Raw genomic sequence first — 23,229 nt, forward strand, 5'->3', positions numbered from 1 at the left:
AAAATTATGATGGTGAAAAATCAATTGAAGTTTCCAACGTGCATTACAACGGAGATCTATTGTCTTGACATTGTGTTAAACATGATGAATATTGCAAAGATATCTGAAGATGAAGCATTTCAAAGAATTAATTTGTACTGGGAAGGAAGAGATTTCACTTCTGAAAATGATATTGTATTTCATGAGGGTCCAGATTATTGGGCCAAAACGATTTATTATGAAGAGTGGAATTGGTGGGATTTAAAACCAGAAGACCTTACCCCAAAGAAGATTTAACTAATTACGACATGTAAGGTTTAGGACTAAGTAAAATTAGGTTCGAAACTAATTTCAAGGGTAAAAGCCAGTCGCGATAATTCAATGGGACTGGCTTTTTTATTTAAGAAAAGAAGTATGTACACTCTTTATGCGCTATGTAATAGCATTTCTCGTCTTTGAGAAACTTATCTTTTTTCACCCTAATGCTGTATTAGAATTCATAATGCTCATATTTTTGTGTTAATTTATTCACAATTAGTTCTGTGATTTTTCATGCTCCTACAGAATTTTAGGTGTACTAATCCTCCGAATGTTCTCTACCATCTGATTCGTTTCGAGCGACTTGATTCAGGTGACCTCCTCTCCTCCGACTATTTTATAATCTTATCGAACTCCTGTCATATTTTACTTAGTTACTTTTTAAGTACTTCAAGAGATTTAGACATTTTCTCTTAAAATTCAGGACTTTTTTCGTTTTCCGAGTGTATTAACCCTATTTTGGGGCGTTTGACGCAGCTTTTGTCGAGATTTGTTAAGAGTTTGTTTAGAGCTGCCTGATAGAATAAACGCAGATATGAAAAAATAGGTAGTTTATAACTAGTATTTTTTGTCCACGGGAGGGCAGGGCGAAAGGAGAATGCGGAAGCATAGGGAGTGAATCTTAGACTACAGCGAAGCTTGCTGCATGCCGGACAGGAAATGATGAACGAATAAGGGGGAGCACCAATTGTTAATGAGCAGGAGATTGAAGAGATATACCTCGCTAAGCTTGATTCTTAGTATGTTGTTATCGTTAATGCCCAGTTCCTTTAGTGGACTGGCAGAGGCTGCGGGTGATGATTTTGAGGTCACGTTTCCAAACGGACAACATGTCGGAAATCTAAGCTACCCTGCGGACAATACGTTTCTTAACTTTTATACCAAGGTTGACGGTTTTGTCCAGACAGAGACAAGTGCAAATGCCAAATATGATTGGGCCAAGGGCGATATTTTTGCCGGTGTCAATGATAAAAAGACCACGGTTCGATTCCAGGTGAAGGTAGCAGATAACCCGATTCTAAAAAATATGGCCGAGAGCGGGCATGCTGAGATGCTTACAGGATTTTCTGTGCTGCGGCGTCACTCCGGGTTCATATGGACGCGCCATTCTGAAATTACAGTAAACATTGACGGAAAAGATATTATCAATGAACGGACCGGCAGCAGCCAGCGGTATAACAAGTCGGCTAAGGCCCTCATCAAACCTGATTCTATTATTAACATTAGGGTCTGGGGCGAAGGCGATGACGACGGTGAAGCAGCCGGTGTCCGCGGATTCTACCTCAAGTTCCAGGATCTCAAGCGTCCGGTCATCGATAACTATACCTTCACCGGCAACGGTGCAGAACGACTCAACGAGAATATTAACCAGAAAGAGCTGTATGTCAAAAGAGACGAGAACATCACGCTCAGCTATAACTTCAGCGAGCCGGTCAGACCGACTTCGGTAGTGAAGGCGAATTCTGATTATTTCCTGCGTCACAAGCTGTTCATTAATGATCCGGATACTGGACTCCCAGCAGCCGGACAGCAGCAGTATCTGCAGAATATATCCTTTAATGAGAATAATCTGGATTCCTATCAGAAAAAAATTGCCTACAGATATACTGGCGTTCCTTTCCATAACAGCAGCAACCTTCCGCTGAGACCGCTAATTACCGGGGGAACCACCGGCGGGGCACAGATGGATCTGTCGCTGGATAATAAATTGAAGGATGCCGTGCTTAGTGATGCGGCAGGCAATAAAGCGGTTGTCAATCTCAATACCGTACCGAGCAGCGGCAGCAATGCCTGGCTGGACCGGAAGAGCGGGAACCCGTTTGACTTCGACCGGGGCGGCTTCCGTGTCATTGTCGATGCCGTGCGTCCGAAGTATTCCAAGACCGCGAACGGCATTCAGCCGGAGATTCTGACGGGAGTTACGCTGAATAAGGGAGATGTGATTGACTTCACCCTCCAGATGACGGAAGAGGCGATTGCCAAAACCGGCTGGGAGGAGAAGAAAACCTTCATCCTCTTCAATAACGGAATGAAAGCCTATTATGTTATAGGCAGAAATACACCGAATTGGACGTTCCGCATGACCGTGCCTGACGGGCTGACTGTGGAAACTCCGCTGCTCAAGGCCGTAGCCATATCCAATGATGCGAAGGGCGGCAGTGAGCCGATCCAGATGGATACCGATGTTATCCAGGATTACGCAGGTAACTTGCTGATTCAGCCTGCGAACTTCGATGGAATCCATGAAGAGAAGTTTCCTAATATTGAAGGCGGCGACTTCTCACTCGCCAACTCCAAGATTGACTGGGCGAACCTGTTCATCGACAACACGGAGCCGGTGATCGGTTACCGGTTCGAGACAGGCGGTGCGACGGATACAACCTATGCCAAAAAAGGCAAGGTCACCATCGACGCCAACGATCCTTCCATTAAAGTACCGCATCTTGATCCTACTGTAGCTGACCGTGGAACAGAGCGGCCGAGCCGCGGGATCTACCGCCCTTCCAATATGAGTGCGGAAGCCTCACCTTCGGTAGGTCTGGTGTACTACTGGTGGAGCCAGGATAAGGCTGATCCATTCGCTGGTGTAGCCGGAGATCATTATGCAGCGCTTAAGCGTTACGCACTCTCCGCCAAGCAGCCGTCGGAAGAGCTGTATCCGGGAGAATTCGAGAATGTAGAGCTGTCGGTAGTGAATAACAAGACGAACCTGCTCGCTCCTCCGGCGGAAGCCTTCGAGGAAGGGAACAGCGGCGAGTGGTATCTGCATACATGGACTGCCGATATGTCTTGGGATTCTGCCAGAGAATTGATGCAGCATAAGAAGAAAGACATTTACAAGAATACCCATCAGGCGCAGTATGACGCTTGGATAGAAGAAGCACCGGGTTCCAAGGCAGATAAAATCTTCTATGCCGATAATCAGGCGCTGGCGGCTGTTGGACAATACGGCGATAAGAGTGTCTGGCCGCTTGAGGATTTCAAGAATGACGACTCTAACTGGAAGCACGAAGTTGGCGTGCTGAAGCTGGACAACCAGGGACCTGCCATTACGCTGGCCGCAGAGGATACAGCTACGGTACAGGCTCTTGTGAAGGACCTGCATAGCGGCGTCAAAAGTGTGCAGTATCAATGGGTGAAGGACGGGGATTCCCCGGCGGACGGAAAGTGGGCGGATACGACCTACACCGGTTCAACCGTAACCCGGTCTACCTATGAGGATATTGATGAGGACGGATCATACTGGCTCTATCTGAAGGCGCTGGATCATGCGGGCAATGAGACGATTAAGACTCCGCAGGAAAGAGCGGTAGTCGTGAGTTCTGAGGCGGCAATTCCGACACAGTTCACACCGGAAGCCAATCCTAACTATGTGAAGAGTCATGATGTTACCTTCCAGATTAGCGGTGTGCATCCCGATTATGTGGGCTATGCCATCAGCGACAGCTCGCTTCGTCCAAAGGATAGTGATTTCACCGGACTGGAGGTTTCCGAGTCATCCGGCATATCTCCACTGTCTGAAAAAAGCTTGATTGAAGACGGTTCGGAACCGGGAGCATCTGGTGCCCCTACAGAGCCAAGTCCTCCGGGCAAGCCGGAAGTTACAGCGAGCATCGGGCCGGTGGCCCTTATGAAGTTCTTGTCCTCAGGGCCGGCAGCACCTTCGCTGACGCCGCTTGAACCGGAAGAGACTCCGGCACCGGATAACAGTGCTGAGCCGGTAACGACTCCTGCTGCTTCGGCCGAAGCAACTGAACCGGCAGTAACACATGCGGTTTCGCCAGAAGCATCTGAACCGTCGGCGACACCGGAAGCCAGCCCCGATGCCAAGCTGGCAGCCAAGGGTCTTGGCGCTTCTGTAAGTGAGGCCACTTACAGCTATGTCATTCCAGTTAGCGATAAATTGAACGGCACGCAATACATTCATCTTATGGTGAAGCATAGCGACAAAACGTACTACTACTCGAAGGCTTATTATTTTGATAATGAAGCACCGGTAGTATATTTCAGCCCTGATAGTGTTGCTTACCCGCTCCCGTTGCAGAAGACGAAGATTAGCGTGTCGGAATTCTACAGCAAAACAGGACTGGTCAGCAAGTATCAATGGGTCAGACAAGATGCAGGTGCAAAAGTACCTACAGAGTCTTCCACAGAATGGAAAGATGTTCCGGCAGGCGGCTCAGTATCCATCGACGACAACTCGCTAAAATCGGGAGAAATCTCTGAGTTCCGCTTATATGTACTAGCGGTTGACGGAGCAGGCAACAGCGCAATTACAGCAAGCGCAGGAACCTTCAAGGTCTCGGCAACGACCAAGCCGGATGCGCCGGTGTCGGATGCTAAGTCTTCTCTGATCTATCTGTCCGGTGATACAGCGGACGGCTACACAGCCATTATGAAGCTGAGTCTCGAAACGGAAGACAAGACCGGTTACGAATATTCAGTCTCACCGGATAACGGAGTGAGCTGGCTGAACTGGAAGCCTTATACGAACTTCGTAGCCGTGAAGGTTCCGACGAGTAAGGCTGAGGAGCTTCAGGTGTGGGTCAAGTACAGAACGCCTGGCGGTCTGATCAGCAAGCCGGCCCAGCTTGAAATCAAGCTTCCTCTTACTACCGTACAGCCGGTCTATGCGCTTGCTTCGCTCAGCGTGAACAGCCCGGTTAATGCCAAGGTGGGTGCAGATATTGAGATTACGCTTCCGCCGGGTATCCGCGTCATGCCATCGAAGATTAATCCTTCGGTGCCTGTGCGGACCGGCAATTCATTCAAGATCTACGAGAACGGCTACTACAGCTTCGATCTGACCGATCTTAGTGATCCGGACCGGACAGATACGCTGTATCTGGTCGTGAAGAATATTGACGGCACTAAGCCTGAAGGAACCATTGAATATTCATACATGGAGAGTACGAACGGTAATGTGGTTGCCCTTCTCCAGAGCACCTCTGAGCCGGTTACGGTGGTGAACAATGGCGGCAAGACAGCCTACACCTTCACGGAGAACGGCAAGTTCGAATTCGAAATTAAGGATGCGGCCGGAAATGTCAATACGGTTGAAGCAACGGTTGCGAACATTAACAAGGAAGTCCCTAGGGTGAAAGTAGTCCGTTCCTACCAATATGGCGAGAATGGAAGCCAGAACTTCGGCACCCTGAAGGATAACAGCGGCAATGTGCTGTTCTCCACAGGTGTAACACTTAACGTAGAGAAGGCAGATGCATCGGCTAAGGCATTCAATGTCATCAGTGCCGATAAGAGCATTACACTCATGGAGAATGGAACGGCTTCATTCACTGTGACGGATGTGTACGGCAATACAACAGTTATCAAAGAGAAGGTAACCAATATTCTCTCTGCGCCGCCGGTACCGGACAAAGTGGCCTATACCTTTGTAGATGCCGAAGGCAAAGCGGTTCCGGCCGATCAGATTGTGACCATCGGCGGACAGAAATATGCCAAAGGCAAAGTGAAGGTTACGCTTAGCGGCACCGTTGCTGCCCCTAACCACATGTTCTCAGGCGTAAGACCTATTTCAGATGGAGCCGCCTATACGAACCAGATCAGTAAAGCGGATGGAACGTACAGCTACTCGCGTGCTTTTGAGAGCAGCGGTTCAGCGGTTATTGCCATCTCGGATCTGCTGGGCAATGTGAACAAGGTTCCGGTGACCATTGCCGGACTTGATAACACAGCACCTGAGCTGACACTGAATAAGGAAACCGTAGGGATTGTTCAGAACAAGAAAGACTTTAGCTTCCGTACGGATCTGGGCGGGTTCACCGTATCTGATAATGTATCGGCTGAGGCTAACGTGAAAGTATCGGTAAGCGGGCTGGATCTGAGCAAGCTTGGACGCCAGCGCGTAGCGTATACAGCAGTTGACCAGGTAGGTAATAAGACGGTGGTCTATCAGGATGTGGTGGTCGTGAAGGACGGCGGATTGCTGGTCTTCGGTAACGATACCTTAATCTCGGCTTCATCCGGCGAATCCGCATTGTTCAATACCAACACCATTACCTTCAAGGTATCCGGCTTCAACCTGATGAAGGTAGGCGGAGTAGACAAGGTCAATCAGGCAGGAACGTTCGATATTCTGTATTACCCTGGTCTGTACCGTGAAGGACAGCTGAAGCTGGTGAAGCAGAAGCTGACCTATGCTGAACTGGTGAGCAGTAATTTCAAGGTCACCTTCCCGAAAACAGGCTGGTACACCATTTTGGTGAGAACCCAGGAGCGGGACCGTGAATTTGCTACCTTCTTTGTCGGCAATCTGAAATAGTTGAAACAAGAACAGGGGGAATACTTGGTGAAGTTGTTGAAACGCACAGTAGCGGTAATGCTCACCTTAATCATGGTATTTCTGTCCACCTCCGAGAGCTTCCATGCTCTCGTCGAGGCGGCCAGCAGTACCAAGACAACCATGATTCAGAATGACTTTATTAAGGTCACTGTGGATAACGAAACGGGCCGCTACGGCATTCGCACTGTAGAGGGTCAACCGATCCGCAAGAACGACAATAATGTTAACCTGCTGTTCCAGGGAGATGACCCGGAGACGTCGTTCACGACGTTCCGGATCGATGGAACGGATTATATTTACGGTAATAAATATAAGTTTGACGCCAGCCACTATTCAGAGACTAGTGCACCTAAAGTGGTGGAGAATTCAAATGGCACCAAGCAGCTGGAGATGATCTGGAAGATTAAAGGCGTAGAGATCAAGCAGATTCTGATGCTCTACACCGACAGCAAGGATGCTGTGAATTCCGGTAACGTCAACATCCGCTATGAAGTGAATAACAAGAGCGGGGCGCAGGTGCAGATCGGCAGCCGGATTCTGCTGGATACAATGGTCGGCGGCAACGACGGACCGCAGTTCCAGATTGGCACGGCCTACAAGTCACCGCTGCAGGTGGAGCGGAAGCTGGTGCATAATCCGGAGGACGATAAGGGGATTCCCTTTGAAGATAGAGCTTACTTCAAGATTCCTGCTTATTGGGTGATGCGCGACAAGCTGGATCTGACGAATCCTCAGGCAACCAATGTGGTGGCCTACGGCTTCAATAACTTTGCCGAACAGAATATTAATATTGTGGATGAAATGATCGTCGGGCACTGGAACGGCCTGGCGAATACGAAATGGGATTATAAAATTAATCCGAATCTGGACTTCACCAGAGATACCAATGATTTCGGTACGGCGGATTCCGCCGTTGCCTTCTACTGGAACCCGGAGAAGCTGGCACCGGGAGGCTTCCAGAGCTTCGAGACCGTATACGGCCTGGGTGAACTCACAGCCCCGGATAAAGTGTTCTCGATCCGTTATGTAGATCAGGTTCAGCAGCTGGCGACAGCTTCGCTGGGAACGGGGGAGACCGTTCCGTCGAAGTATGTGGATAATGGTGTCTTCACGATTACAGCCGAAGTAGAAAACTTGCAGGCCTACAATATGGAGCACTCCAAGATTGAAGTGGAGATGACGCTGGAGAGTGGTCTCAGCTTCGTCAGGCAGGATGAGTTGGGCCAGGATGTTAAGGATGCCAATGGCAATCCGGTCCTGGAGAATTCCCGCAGCAAAATGCTGGAGTTCAAAAAGTCAGCCACACCTGATGAAGCAGCCATGGGCATTGAGCCGAAGTACAAGCCGGGTGACGCGATTACCGCGACCTTCCGCGTTCAGGCCAAAGGCAGACCTTGGCCGGTTACCCGGGAATATATGATTTCCGCGAGAAGCCCGGAAACGCAAGGTAAAATCGAAGGCGTGAAGGATGAGGGCATTAAAGCCCAGTATGAATCGACCCGCACTAATTTCATTCTTTTGCCGCCGGTGGGAGAAGCAACAGCTACGTATTCCTACGCACTAGCACCGGCAGAGCTGTATAGCACAGATGTGAAATATCTGACGGTCAATCTGTCGAATATTGAAGCTTACAATACGGGCAATGCAACGACCGCTCCGAACTTTGACCTGTACCTCAAGAATAAAGCAGACGGTAACCGGTATAAAGTCAATGTCCAGGATGCAGTGGTGATGCAGCCGACGGATGACGGATTCTCCGGCGCCATGCGGATTACGTACCGCGGCGGTGATAAGGTGGATTCAGGCGGCAATGTGCTGGAAGCCGGGCTTGGACCGGAATTGCCGCTTGGTGAATATCAGGTGGAGATTGATTACAAAGGCGACGCCGGAGGGGACGAGGAAGTAGCGGCTCTATATGATATGACGACTCCGCAATCCTTCCTGGTCACCGATAATAACGACACACGAATCCGTGAGGCCGGAGTGATGGCGGTCTATAAGGAAGCTGTAGATATCAGCGGCCTTGCGAACGGTGCTTCGGTAAAGGATGAGCTGGTGGATCAGCTGAACTCTCTGTTCCCGGGCAAGCCTTTCAAGGATGGTTCGTTCCTGTACAAGGCTGTTACCGAATATAAGAAAACCAAAGCCTTATTCGGCGCAGCGAGCAAAGCGGTTGATCCGAAGTTCGATATCAGCGAATTCATGGATGATGAAGCGCTGAAAGAGACTCCAATGTATGCTTACAAGCTGTTTGCAACGGAAGAGGACTTTGAGGAATTCAAAGAAGAAGCGGAAGCCAAGGACCCGGAATTCGACCGTGAGATTCTGGTTACCGTCCGCGGCATGATCAAGCAGGTGGGTACAGGTGATGAAGAGCAGGTCATCGTGGATACCAAGACAGAACCGGCCATTATTAATGATGCTGTAGCTTATAAAGGTAAAGATCTGTCTTTTGTACGCGGCAAGCTGGATATCTTCGGCAACACCCTGCCTGGCGATCTGCCCTTCCTGGATACCCTGTTTGTCAAGGGTGAAGGAACGCTGAGCGTAGCAAGCAGCGGATTCGTCTTCCATAAGGGCGAATGGACGCTCGACTTCTTCAACGGCTTCAACAAGTCGCTTGGAGAAGAGGACTTCGATCCGACGAAGGAAAAAGAGGAAGAGGATAAGGGCAAGGATGACGATAAGAAGGACGAGAAGGGCAATGACGGCAATCCGGAAGACGACAGTCAGAACGGCAGCCTGAAATGGGCCATCGGCGGTGTAGGTGACAGATTGAACCCGCTGCGCCAGATCATGATTGAGGATGTGTACTTCAACAAGCAGTCTTTGTTCGGGGCACCAAGCTTCTCGATCGACGGCTTTGGCTTCTCCTTCAATGACTTCATTCTTAGAGAGAATGGGATTTCCTTCGGCGGCTCATTGTCCCTGAAGATCATTAACTCCGAAATTAAGAATGTCATCTTCAACAGTGCAGGCTTCTATGGCGTCGATGCCTCCCTGGGCTTCGATCTCAATCAGGAGATGGGCTTGTTCGGACCGGATAAGAAGAAGGATGCGGATAAGAAAAAAGGTCCGGATGCCCCAAGCGGCAAAGTTACAATCAAGCACGCTGTGCAAGGCGGGGGCGTAGGCAATGAATACGGCCTGGAGTTCGCCGCACAGCTGAAGAATATGATGGGCGTGGAGATTGAATTCTCGCTCAAAAAGGTAAAAGACGGCCGGATTCTTCCGGATGTGATTGCCTTCGGGGCAGAGCTTCCGCAGCCGGGTATCCTGGTGACGGGTGCAACGTACCTGACAGCTATACGGGGAGCAGTACGTGAACTGGCGGACACTATTGCCGGCGGCACGGCAGAGGACCCGTTCCCGTTAACCATTCAAGCAGGCGTAGGCATGCGGTTCGGGATTGCTCCGGCGTATTTCTTCGGCGATGTGGACCTGACAGTGAAGCGTACCGGCCTTAAGGTGGAAGGCAGGCTGGATTTCGCTGCCAAAGCCGATGCGGAGAAAGATGACCGGCTTCCGATGCTGACCAAAGCGCTGCTCGAGGCGCAGTGGGTAACCCCATGGTTCGTGCGCGTGGAAGCAGAGATGGATATCGGCGGATGGGATATCATCATCGGGAAGGCGGGTATCTTCGTCGGACAGAATCTGGAGAAGAACCGTACGGATTTTGAAGGCTATATCAGCTCCAAGGTGCAGATTCCGAACGATGTACCGGTTGTCGGCGGCATGCCGCTGTCCAGTATGTTCCTTGGGGTCAACAATGACAAGGTCTGGGGTAGCATTGGCATTCTGCTGATCTCCTTAGGCATTACCTACTACTGGAGTGGAGGCATTGAATTCGGTACTTCTACAGATCAGCTGCCGGAAGGTATGATCCATCTGGTGGTGGATGATCCTGAGCTTGGACCGCGCCTGATGGTGATTGGGGCAGGCGTGCAGACGCTGGCCACCTCCAAGGTAGCTTCCGAGGAAGAGAATCAGGAGATTATCTACCGTGAGGTAGAAGAAGGCGTTAAATATGTCGAGAACGGCTCGATCAATGTCGGCGTAGGTGGCATTACGGTCAAGAACGGCGGCAGAATCCATGAGATTCCGATGGACGGCGTAGCCGGCAATGCCATCATTGAGATGGAGTACAGCAGCAAGGAAATGCCGGAATTCAAGCTGCAGGATGCATCAGGCAAATTGTATCCGGTGAAATTCGATAACACGAACACGGATCCTACGGCAAATGCTTTTACACAATATATTCCTGCAAGCTATAAAACGGATAATGTGTCTAAACTCAGCAGTGAAGTGGACATTCGCAGAGCATATATCATTATTCCTGAGAATGAAGCCACCAAAGGCGGCACTTGGAAGCTGACAGCCGTCTCGGCGGTTGACACCAAGCTGTTGAACGTTCCTACCCTGCCTACTCTGGGTGAAGTTAACCTGGCGAAGGACAGCTCCAATGCGAATAAGTTCACAGCCTCCTGGAAAGTGGCCAACGCAGCCGAAGGCGATACCGTGAACCTGTATCTGGCTGAGGATGCGGTGACAAACCGCAAGGAAATGCTGAATGGCCAGGAGATTCTGCAGACGGGTGACCCGGGTATGCTGATCGCCAAGGATGTGCCGGTCGGAGCAGGCGGCTCGGTCAGCGGCGGAATCACGAGCGGCAGCAAAGTGATCGATGTAACCAATGTAACCTTGATGGGGAACCCGGAAGATATCCGCGGGCTGCTCAGACAGGGCAACTATTACCTGCGGGCCGAGCTGAAATCCAGCTCGAACTTCGGGACGAAGACATCGCCGCAGCGCTTTGAAATCATTGATCCGCTGGCACCGCAGAGTGTCAGTGATGTCATTGTTGAGCCTGCCGGCAACGGATTGTTCTCACTCTCCTTCAAGCCGGGAGCGAAGAAACCGGGACACAGCGCCTACGAGCACAGCTATGTGGTCGATGCGAAGCTGGATGATGGAAGCAAACTGGGTGAATATGCTCCGTTTGGAGAGCTTTTGTATACCGAACAGGAGCTTAAGCCTTACTGGAATGCCTCCACAGGCAAATACGAAGGTCTGTTGATTGGCGGCTGGAAGGCTGTATCTACAACAGATGAAGTCTATAAGGGCAGCCTTGAAGGCTCAGTGATTGATCTGAGCAAGGTGAAATATGTCGGTCTGGAAGTGAAGAAGAATTACGTCATCGGCGTCAGTGCCGCAACGGTTCCAACCGAGGATGCCGACAAGCATCAGAACTATCATTATGCCGAGCGGCGAGAGAGCAGCAGCACCTTGCTGCCGGTTCCGGATCTGCCGAAGCTGACGGTATTGAGTTCATCGGGGACGGTAGATGCCTCCTCCGGGAACTACGTGAACCTGTTAACGAATGAAACGAAGCAGAAGCTGACGCTCTCTTCAGGCCAGTCCAATGTGACAGTGGAAGCATTCTATGCTGATAAATCCATTGCGACTGTAGCCCTGACGAACAAGGCCGGCGGCGGAAGCGAAGGCACCTTGAATCTCGACCAGTTCCAGACGGACGGGCCGTATGCGATTGAACTCAGGGCCAGAAATACGGTGACCAAGGATATCTCAGTGACCATGCTGTATCTGACGGTAGATACGATCGCACCGGTCCTGTATCTCACAGAGCCGGTAACGGGCGAACGTACTGCACAGGGTGCCGTTCGTGTAGCCGGAACGACAACTACGGGAACGAAGCTAAGTGCAGTTTATACCGTGAGTCAGTTGCAGTCTGACGGCAAATACAAAGACAAGGTCATCTCCAAGGAGCTTACGGTAGATCCGAAGACGGGAGATTTCAATGGAATGGTGGAAGTGAATTCTGAGGAGCCTTCAGTGGCGCTAAGCATTGTCGCAACTGACGGTGCTACTAATCAGAACACAGCCATTGTGGATATTACGAATGCCGGATTCAAAGTACCGGTTGCCCTGGTTCTCAAGGGTGCGGAGACGCTGACGCCGGGTGCGGCAGGCCTAATCCAGGCTTATCTCAAGGTTTCGGATGGCAAGGACGACAATGGCAAGCCGAAATTCAAGGAAGAGCCAGTTACCGGTAAGGATCTGGCTAATCTGACTTATGAAGTGGCCGTAGGCGATTCGGTATCCCTGTCGGCACAAGGCAATGTTACTGCACTGGCTACAGGCTCCAGTCTGATTGAAGCCGAGTATAAAGTGTCTGAGGGTGTTACGCTCAAAGGCATGGCTGTGACGACTGTAGCTGTCCCTGAATCGAATGATTTGGGTACTGTGCAAGCTGTATCCTCTCCGATTAACGGAGACAGCAACCATACGAAGATTACGGTGACTTCCGCCGGAGATATGACTGGACAACAGATCGCTTACAAGGTCTTCTCGTCCAATCCGGCAGAACTGAAAAGGGATGACAATGTAAGCTCATGGAGCCTGCTTCCTCTCGATGGTATCGTGTCCGCTCATCCGGGCGCCACCGTTGTGCTGGCCAAGCGTACCTCCTTGGACAAGCTGGTTAGGGCTTCCGGCAGTGTAGCTGCATCGGTCTGGACCAGCAGCGGTTCAGGCGGAGGCGGCGGTGCTGGCGGTGGTGGCGGAGGCGGTGGTGCCGTACCGGGAGTTGTTGAAGAACAAGCACCGGAACAGGCAGCCCGGATTACCGTCAACGGCCAGGCCGTGACAGCAGAGTGGGATGGACTTACAGCTATCGTCCGGATTACGGATAAAGAAGCTGTAGCAGGCAGTGACCTCACAGTAAGCTCCGCCGATCCGAATGCCAAAGCATTCAGTATCCGTGTAGACCAGAGTGTGGTTCAGCAGCAACTGAGTGCGAAGAAGAAGATTGTGATTGAAGTTCCTATGGGACAACTGGTGATTGCTCCTGAGAATCTTGCAGGTATAACTGCCGGACTTACTATCGGTATTGGTGCCAACAGTGCTGCTGATCAGCAGGCTATGAAGGCTATCGCCGATCAGCAAGGCTTCACCCTGATGGGGGCAGGCCAAGGTGTAACGGTGAACGTTAACCTGCCGAAGGGCAGCTGGACGCCTACGCTTGCAGCCAAGATCACGATTCCTGCGCCGCTTGCGGCCAAGGAGATTACGGCCATGGTGCTTAAGGACAAAGACGGCAACTGGACAACGGTACCGTGGAAGCTGGACAGCAGCGGTACGGCAGTGAATGTACAGCTGACCGGCGAAGGCAGCCTCTTCTTCATCCGCAACCAGAAGGCCTTCAAGGATATGCCTTCAGGCTGGGGCAAGGAAGGCATCGCAGCGGCATCTGCCAAGCTGTTCGTGCTAGGGAAATCTGCGGAACTGTTCGATCCGTCAGGTAAAGTGACCCGGGCAGAATATCCGACCATTCTGTTGCGTGTTGCAGGTCTGATGAATAAGCAGGCAGCTTCGGCAGGCTTCAGTGATGTCAGCGCCAGCAGCTGGTATAACCGTAGCGTCTCCATTGCTACAGAGCTGGGTATTGTCACTGGTCTTGAAGGCGGCAAGTATGCGCCTAAGGATACGCTGACAAGAGTTGAAGCGATGACGATGCTCGGAAGATTGCTGAATCAGGTTAATCCGGGCAGTGAACTTAGCGAGGACGAAGTCACTTCGATCCTCAGCGGTTTCACTGACAAGGGCAAGGTTCCGGCATGGGCAAGACAAGCAGTGGCAATGAGCATCAAGAACGGCATTATTCTCGGAGAAGGCAATAAGGTGAACCCGTCCACTCCGCTTACGCGTGAGCAGGCGGCAGCCATTGCCATCCGTCTGGATCAATTCATTACAGCCAAGCAATAACAAGGATGTGCCCGTTCCGCTCGCAAGCGGGCGGGCACGCTCTGCTGGGAAATCCTTAAGTCACAATACTATTCAGGTGGTGTCAATATGGCTTTGAAGCGAAGATCATGGATAGGTTATCTTATAGCACTGGCGGTAATTGTCGTTGCCGCAGTTGCCGGAGGCATCATGGCCAAGGCTGATCCGCAGACCTGGGACAGCGCGGCCGATACCAGGTGGTATGTGCCAACGAATGATACCTTCAAAATTAAGAATGCTGAAGAGCTGGCAGGTGTTGCCAAGCTCGTCAATGAAGGCACCGTAAACGGTCTAAGCGGTAAAATTCTGGAGATTACGGACAACCTGAATCTCTCTGCTTACCAGTGGGTGCCCATCGGTACCGCTGAGCATCCATTCCGGGGAACCTTGATTACCGAGAACGGGTTAATGAAGAAGATTAACGGGTTGAATGTAGTAGCAAACCGTTCTTATCAGGGTCTGGTAGGGAACATGGCAGGCGGTACAGTAGGCGGCCTGATTTTTGAAACAGGCACCATCTCTGTTACCGGAGTTACCTATGATGTGTATGCTGGCTCCGCTGTAGGTAAAATGAGCGGCAGCAGCATTGTGTTTGACATTACTAACCAGATCAATATCACTTCGGACGCTTCTCCGTACCACTCCTACGCGGGCGGTATTGTCGGCATGGGCGAAGGGATGATCTCGAACTCTATCAATAACGCAGCGGTGACAGCATATGGTTCAGCCGATGTGGGCGGAATTATGGGCTATGGTGACACCAGAGGCATTATCATTAAAAAAGTGGTCAATAACGGGGCTCTTCTTGCCCAGGGAACGGACAGTTCTGTGCTTACCGCAGGCGGGATCGCAGGACACACCACAGGACCGCTTCGTCTAAATGATGAAGACACTCCAATCATTAATACGGCTCCTGTCACCATCGCTGGCGGTAATCAGGTTGCGGCAGGCGGGATTGCCGGTAAAGTAGACAACACCGTCGTGTTCTCTAACATGACCACCAATAATGGTGCAATTACCGTGAATGCAGCAGCGGCAGTGAATTCGGCAGCCGGGGCGCTGGTAGGTGCAACAGGTACGGTAGCAAGCGAAGCGGCTTCCATTACCTTTGTAAATACAGCGCCGGTTACCAATAACGGCGGCAAGAACGTATATACAGGCGGGATTGCCGGATATACCGGCAGCAAATTCACCTGGACGCATCCTTATGCGAATACTCAGCAGATTACAGCAACAGGCGCAGAGAATGTAGCTACCGGCGGATTCGTCGGATATGCCGCAGGCGGCTTGGTTACCAGCAACGCTACGGCAGGAGTATTCGAGAATAGAAAACTGATCTCAGTTAACGGCGGTAAAGGAGTCTACACAGGCGGAATTGCCGGTTACGATGCAGGCGGGAACATCACCCAGACCTCTTCCACAGGCGAACTGAAGGTTAAAGGTACTGCGGATGTGTATACCGGCGGTACCGTGGGTTACGAAATCGGCGGAACCATTGCATCGTCAGTGACTGGCAAGACGGAAGGAGAGCATCTGGCTATCACTTCCGATGGTACCATCGGCGGAATCGCCGGCTATCTGGAAGGAACCGTGACTAATTCTTCTATTAAATATGCAACACTGCAGGTTACTTCGGCTGGCGGGGTTGTCGGCGGGATCGCCGGTAACGCACAAGGAACGGTAAGTGGAGTTACTGCCGGTGATGCTGAATCGGCAGGCTACAGCACTTTGGTGCTTCAGGCTGCAGTAGCGGATGCGGCAGACGGGCAGGACAATATCACGTTCGGCGGACTCGTGGGTGTGAACACCAAGCCGCTGACGCTGACCGGCGGTAAGGCCTCGCGGATCAGCTTCCTGAATGAAGCCGGAAGAAGCGGCTATACCATCGGCGGCGCAGCAGGTAAGCTGAACGCTGATGCGGTAGTCGGGTCTGCTGCTGTGCCTGTGGATGTTCAGGATATTGTTACAGAGCTGAAGGCCGACAAGGTGAGCTTCGGCGGCGGCGCGGGGCATAACTCGGCTGCTCAGTTCAACGGGCACACGAATCTTATTGAGATCAAGGCTACAGGCGCTTCGGTAAAAGCCGGCGGTATGTTCGGCGAGAACCATTCGGCCGCAGCCGCTCCGTTCAATCATGCGGAGAATGTAGTTATCACTGCAAGCGGTGCGGATAACCAGCTCGGCGGGAATACCGGCTTCAATGCCGGACAGCTGGTTAACGCTACAGTGACTCAGTTGTCTATTCAAGCAAAAGGTGTACGCGCTGTAGCTGGCGGGATCACCGGATATTCGGCGGGGACAGAGACTCCTGAAGCACGTGCAGGAATTACATCCGCTGTGCTGAATGTTCCCGGTGCTGAACCGATGATTACGCTGACAGCGGCGGATGCCAAAGCGGGGGCGATCGTTGGAGCAGCTACAACAACAGATATTACAACGCCGGAAGTGAACGCTGAAGATGGCGCCTTGATGCTCATCCAGGCGCAGGCTGCGAAGCCTTCAGTCGGCGGCCTGGCAGGTACCCTTACGAACAGTACCATCAGCAGTGACAGCAAAGTCGTCAATGTAGAGAATATGCTCATTCTGGCAGGGCCAACGGCTACAGATGCCTATGTTGGCGGTATTGTAGGCTACAATGAGTCCTCCAGGCTGGACCGTCTGGTAGGATCAGCGATTAGTCTGACGCTTAACGCGCCACGCGCTACTGCAGGCGGGGTGGCCGGATATAATCACGGCAGCGCTTCGGGCATTATTACGGGCACTTACATCAGCGGTCTGAATCTGAAGGCTAACGACGGTGCAGTGTCCTCATATGCCGGGGGCATTGTGGGCCTCAATGCGGCCCAGAGTATTGATCCGGTACTGAATCCTGTAACCTCGGTCAGCACGATTCAGAATACCCGGACACTGGGTACGGTCTCGGCTACTTCCGCAAATGCCATTGTGGGCGGTATGGTCGGTGAGAACCGCACGTTGATTGCCAACAACAGTATTACCGATAAAATCTCGGTGATCTCAAGAGGCAATTCCTCCATCATCGGCGGTCTGGCCGGTGTGAATACGGCATCAGGAACACTCTACTACACGTATTCCAATGCGAACCTGACCATTGAAGGGACAGGCACACATGCCGGAGGATTAGTAGGCAGCAATGCCGGTGCAGTCATTGGCTCTTATGTAGATATTGATGTGACGGGCAATGCCCAAGGAACATCAAGCGGTTCGGTCTACCTGGGCGGACTGATCGGCAGAAATACAGCCGGTACGGTGGAGCAATCCTACTCCGCTTCCAAGGTTACAGCGAACAAAGTCTATACTATTGTCGGCGGTCTGATCGGAGAGCTGTCCGGCGGAACGGTTAAGAATTCCTATGTGGCGAAAAGTGTTAACGCCGCGGAGAATAATTCTTATGCCGGGGGCTTCGTTGGCCGAATTACAAACGGTAAAATAAGCAACGTCTACTCAGCAGCAGAGGTTAATGTAGCGGAGAAAAAGACCGCGTATGCTGGCGGCTTCGCCGGACGTTATGATAATGCAAGTAAAGAACTGCTCTATAAATCCTACTATATTAAAGATGAAGGACTGAATATCAACCGCGATCTGCCTGATTTCGCAGAGGGCAATCACCGCTGGCTGAATGTGCATGTCCGGCTGACCACCATTCTGTCGGAGACACTGAAGGACAGAACGGTATTCCCGGGCTTGTCGGGCTGGGATTTCGAGGGAGCCTGGAAATACGGCTCGCTCAGCGCGGCATACCGCTATCCTGAAGTCAACCGCACTGCCAATACCGGTGGCGGAGACAACGGCAATAACGTGAATGCCAATATCAACTGGTACACGAAGGATAAGGATGCAATCGGCTTCGAGATCACCTCGGAGGCTGAGCTTGCCGGTCTGGCGGGAATTGTCAACGGCACGATTGCCGGTGTGGAGCAATTCAGCTTCAAGGACAGAACGGTGACTGTGATGAATCCGATCCATATCCAATCCAAGCAGTGGGTGCCTATCGGTGACAAGGAGGCTAATCCGTTTGAAGGAATGTTCGACGGGAAAAGCCTGCTAATCGACGGCCTGACCCTGCAGCCGGTATACACGCATTCCGGGCTGTTCGGAATCATTGGAGCGAATGCTACAGTGCAGAACATGAACCTTGAGCCGCTCGCGGTTGGCGGCAACGGCTACACCGGCGTACTGGCCGGGACGAATCTGGGTACAGTTAAGAATGTTGACCTTAAGCTGCTTGGCGGCGTGAAGGTCAGCGGCAGCATTGTCGGCGGCATCATCGGCCAGAACTCAGGCAGTGTTGCCGGTCTGCAGCTTACGCTGGACGGCGGAAGCCGGATTGAGACGGTAGCTGAAGGCGGTATCGCCGGCGGTCTGATCGGCGACAACACAGCGGATATTACAGCTGACACTTATGTTATTCACGATAAGGACGGCAGCATCGGCAGCGCGGCTGACCATGCCGTTATCGGCGGAGTTATCGGGGTTCAGAATGGTAATGTGACAGGCCTGGCCCTTGAAGTGAACTCAAGATACCGGATCTCTTCAACAGGAATGGAAGCCACTGTTGGCGGACTGGTTGGACATTACCAGATGGGTCAAGCTGAAGGGCTGACCGTGAGCTTTGCAGACGGAACCCTGGAAGCGCGGGGGCTTGGCTCCATCCTGGGCGGTATGATCGGTCAATCCGATCAAGGGAACACCATCCGCAATGTAATCGTAACCGGCTCCGGAAGCGGCATACAGCTGACAGCTAATGGTACGGCTGGCGGTGTTGTGGGCGTGAAGGAAGGCAGACTCGGCGGAATGCTGGCCCGTTCTGTGGATAACGGCAGCAGCTTCGATATTGAACATGCAGCAGTATCAGGCGTGAAGCTGGCTACAACAGGCGACAGCTTGAAGGCTGTGCTCGGCGGGATTGCCGGATCGGCTTCCCGGACGGCGATCAATGACGCCAAGTTCAAGGCTTCGTTGCAGGCAGCCGGTGAAGTGATCACTGCCGGAGGTATTGTGGGAGAGAGTGATAACTCCATCATCTATAATGCAGATTCGTCACCTGAGCTTCAGGCGGCGGCGAAGAGCGGTGAGGTCGCGGTCGGCGGAATCGCCGGAACGATCTCAGCGGATGATATCGATCAAGGCTTTGACTTTGGCAAGGCATATCCGCTGTATAAGGGGATTTACATTGCGAAGGTTCATGATGGCCAGATCACAGTCACCGGAACAGATCATCGTGCAGATCTCTATGCGGGCGGTCTGACCGGCAAGAATACGGATGCCTCCATCTATAGCTCCGAAGTTGCCTCCGGTCTCAAGGTAACCGGCGGTAATACCGTGAGTGCAGGCGGAGTAGCCGGATACAGCAACGGTATCATTGTAGATACCATTGTCAGAAGCGGTGTGAACACGGATAACAGCAGAGTAATCAATGCCGGCGGACTTGTCGGCTGGGGAGACGGCGGAGAGATTCATTACAGTAAAGTCATCTCCGGCTCAGGACAGTCCATCAACGTCGGATCAGCAGTTACTCTGGGTGAATCAGTACCGAATACACGCGTTGGCGGAGTGATCGGTATGGCTGATCATGTCCTGATTACGAATACCCATACGGATATTCCGGTAGTGATTACAGATACCAATCAGGATAATACGATGTATGCAGGCGGTTTTGCCGGACTCTTGGGTGAGAACGGTACTACTGCGGGAGCAATCAAGAATTCCTATGCCACAGGCAAGCTGAATGTCAGCGGCAGATTAGGCTCCTATGTCGGCGGATTCGCCGGCTCTGTAGATCATTATTCGATCACGGATTCCTATGCCTCCGGAGACATCAGCAATACCGGCTTCGACACACGCAGCGGCGGCTTCGCCGCATCCGTGGAGAGAAGCGGCAGCATCAGCAAGTCTTACGCTTTACAGAGCAAGATTTCTACTGTCGGGGTGAAGTCCTCGACCCGTTCCTATAATGGCGGCTTCGCCGGATATAATGATGGAACGCTTACTAGTGTGTACGCGAATGTGCCGCAGATTAGCGTTACAGTTGCAGGGGACAATGTCTCCAAAGGCGCACTGGTCGGCTACAACTTCCGGGACGGCAAAATTCTTAGCTCATCCTATACAGGCACACTGGATGCTGTAGGCCGTAATTCGGGTGCAGCCGCAGCTGCCGTAAGTACAGCAGCAGTTGATCCGCTGACTTCAGGACTCTGGAGTATCGACTATGATACTACCTTCCTGAACGACCTGACGGATGGGGCCATTACAGTGCAGACTCCGCTGCAGCTCGCAGGGGCAGTCATGTTCTATAACGAGACAGGACTGAATTATTACAAGCTGTTCAATAGAACGGCTGAGAACAAGCCGGAGCTGGCAACGATCCTGCTTGGAGCGGATATCGACCTTGCCGGACGCTACTGGACGGCATTCGACAGCTTCACGGGCGTGTTCGACGGTCAAGGCCATACGTTAAGCGGACTTTCACTGAAAGCCTCCGGCCAGCAGACAGCCGGATTCATCAAGGATAACCGTGGACAGCTCCTGAATGTGAACTTTACCGGAGCAGAACTCTCCGGTGCAGTGAATGCAGGTATTGCTGCCGGGATCAACCATAAGGGTGCAGTCATCCAGAATGTGAAGGTCAGCGGTTCCGTGGCTGCCAGTGCTGCCGCAGGCGGGGCAGCTGGTGTGAATCAGGGCACTCTGGAGAAGGTCACGAATGAAGGAGTGAAGCTTGCCGGAGCAGGCCGGATTGGCGGCATTGCCGGAAGCAACGCTGGTGTGATTCACCAGGCTGTATCGAAGGGCAACATTGATGTATCATCTGTACTGGCCGCAGGCGGAATTGCCGGTGAGAACAGTGCGGAAGGCTCCATCACTGAATCGCTTGTATATGGCGATATCCGTGTAGCTTCAGCCCAGGCTATCGCTGGCGGGATCAGCGGACTGAATGCTGGAGAGATCAAGAACAGCTACTCTGCCGCCACGGTCCTCGCCGAAGGCATGTCTACTGCATGGGCTGGCGGTATTGCCGGTCTGGCAGAGAGCGGATCGATTATTACTTCCCTGAACACCGGAGAAGTGAAGGCTGGAGTGAAGGGCAAGATTCAACCGCTGCAAGCCTTCTTCGGCGGGATTGCCGGACAGAAATCGGACAAGGCCACGATCAGCGGCTCCTTGTTCAACAGACAAATGCTGAAGAATAATATTGCGTACTACAATCTGAATGGCCAGGCAGTGTCCGGCAATGCCAGCAGTGCCATGGGGCTGCCGGGTGCAGAGCTTACTGGCGCGAATCTGCCGGCAGGCCTGGATGCCGGAATCTGGACAGCCCAGAACACATTCTATCCGCTGCCTCAGGCCTTTAACGGAACAAATGAAGGGACTCTGGCTTCAGCCGCTGTTATCCTGAACCCGCAGGATCTGATTAACCGCGTGGGTTCGGCATTCCACATGAGCAGCGGCGGAGCACTCTCCTGGAGCGCTGATCCGTCCAAGGCTGTAGTGAACGGTACAACCGGCAGCCTGATATCAGGTGGCAGTGCAGTGCTGAAGGCAACCGCTGGAGGACAGAGCAGAAGTATTGCTATTAATACAGCTGCATTCCAGTACCCGAGCGCAGCAGTTGCACCAACTGCAACTCCTGCAGATAAGAATTTCACTACTGAAGTGAAGGTGGAGCTGGCAACAGGCGAGCAGGGAGGAAGCATCTACTATACACTGGACGGTACAACACCTACAGAGACCTCCCAGGTGTACAGCGGACCTATCGATTTTAAGAGCACAACAACGGTTAGAGCCATTACGATTGTACCCGGCAAAGAGTACAGCCCGGTTGCAGCCTGGACCTGGACGCTTGTAGTCCCTAATCCGAGCCCTAATCCAAACCCTGGTACGGGCAATGGCGGCGGAGGCGGTGGTGGTGGCGGTCCAATAGCTCCGCTTCCAAGCCCGACACCAGCACCGGCAGCTCCGTCGATCACAGCGGTGGCTGGCACAACAACGGTAAATGGCGACAGTGAAGCTCCGGTCAAGATTGCCAAGAACAGCAAGCTGGAGCTGAAGGCTCCAGAAGGGCAGACGATCTATTACACAACGGACGGCAGTATTCCGACTGCCAAGAGCACGAAGTACACCGGTGAGCTGCTGATTACCAAGAGCATGACGGTCAAAGCGATTACGGACAAAGACGATAAAGTCATTACCATCGAGTATGCGGTGGAGAATGCGAAGTACAGCCTGAAGAGTAACAGCGGTGAGATCAAGTATATGGCAGCCTATCCGAACGGTCTGTTCATGCCGAACGCAGCCATCACCCGGTATGAGCTGATCCAGTCTCTTGCACCGCTGCTTGACATGGAAGAAGTGAATGTAGGCAATCTGTTCAATGATGTCAATGCCGAGAATGAAGGACTGACTGGATTCTTCGCATCGGCCGGCATTATTGAGGGCTTCCCGGATGGCGGATTCGGCGGAACGAAGAGCTTAACCAGAGCCGAGTTCTCCAAAATCATGACAACTGTGCTGAAGCTTGATGTAACTGAGACAGGCGTAACGAAGCAGAAGGATCTGAAGGGACACTGGGCAGAAAAATATGTCAATGCCCTATCGCAGGCAGGTTATGTGCAAGGCTTCCCTGACGGAACCTTCAAGCCGGGAACACCGATTACCCGTGCGCAGGCTGTAGTGCTGATTAACCGGATTGCCGGCACGAAGAAGCTGACGGTAACGGCTGTACAATTCAAGGATCTTCCGGCTACCCACTGGGCTTATAAAGACATCATGTCGGTTGTGAAATAACAGAAATTCATAAGTGAAGGAGA

At 52.2% G+C, this 23,229-nt stretch carries 4 protein-coding genes; all 4 read left to right on the forward strand.

Annotated features, from left to right (window positions below):
• Positions 1 to 6 precede the first annotated feature (6 nt).
• Entirely contained in the window at positions 7 to 276 is a 270-nt protein-coding gene (locus MKY86_RS09310) for a hypothetical protein (protein ID WP_076078266.1), read from the forward strand.
• Between the two features lie 715 nt (positions 277 to 991).
• Entirely contained in the window at positions 992 to 6,580 is a 5,589-nt protein-coding gene (locus tag MKY86_RS09315; protein WP_340826746.1) for a hypothetical protein, read from the forward strand.
• Positions 6,581 to 6,607: 27 nt separating this feature from the next.
• Positions 6,608 to 14,386, forward strand: coding sequence for an S-layer homology domain-containing protein (locus MKY86_RS09320; protein WP_076078269.1), 7,779 nt, complete (start codon positions 6,608 to 6,610; stop codon positions 14,384 to 14,386).
• 87 nt (positions 14,387 to 14,473) lie between these two features.
• Positions 14,474 to 23,206, forward strand: coding sequence for a chitobiase/beta-hexosaminidase C-terminal domain-containing protein (locus MKY86_RS09325; protein ID WP_076078271.1), 8,733 nt, complete (start codon positions 14,474 to 14,476; stop codon positions 23,204 to 23,206).
• Positions 23,207 to 23,229: the final 23 nt, after the last annotated feature.

The organism is Paenibacillus sp. FSL R7-0333 (assembly GCF_038000365.1).
Taxonomy (GTDB): Bacteria; Bacillota; Bacilli; order Paenibacillales; family Paenibacillaceae; genus Paenibacillus_AQ; species Paenibacillus_AQ silagei.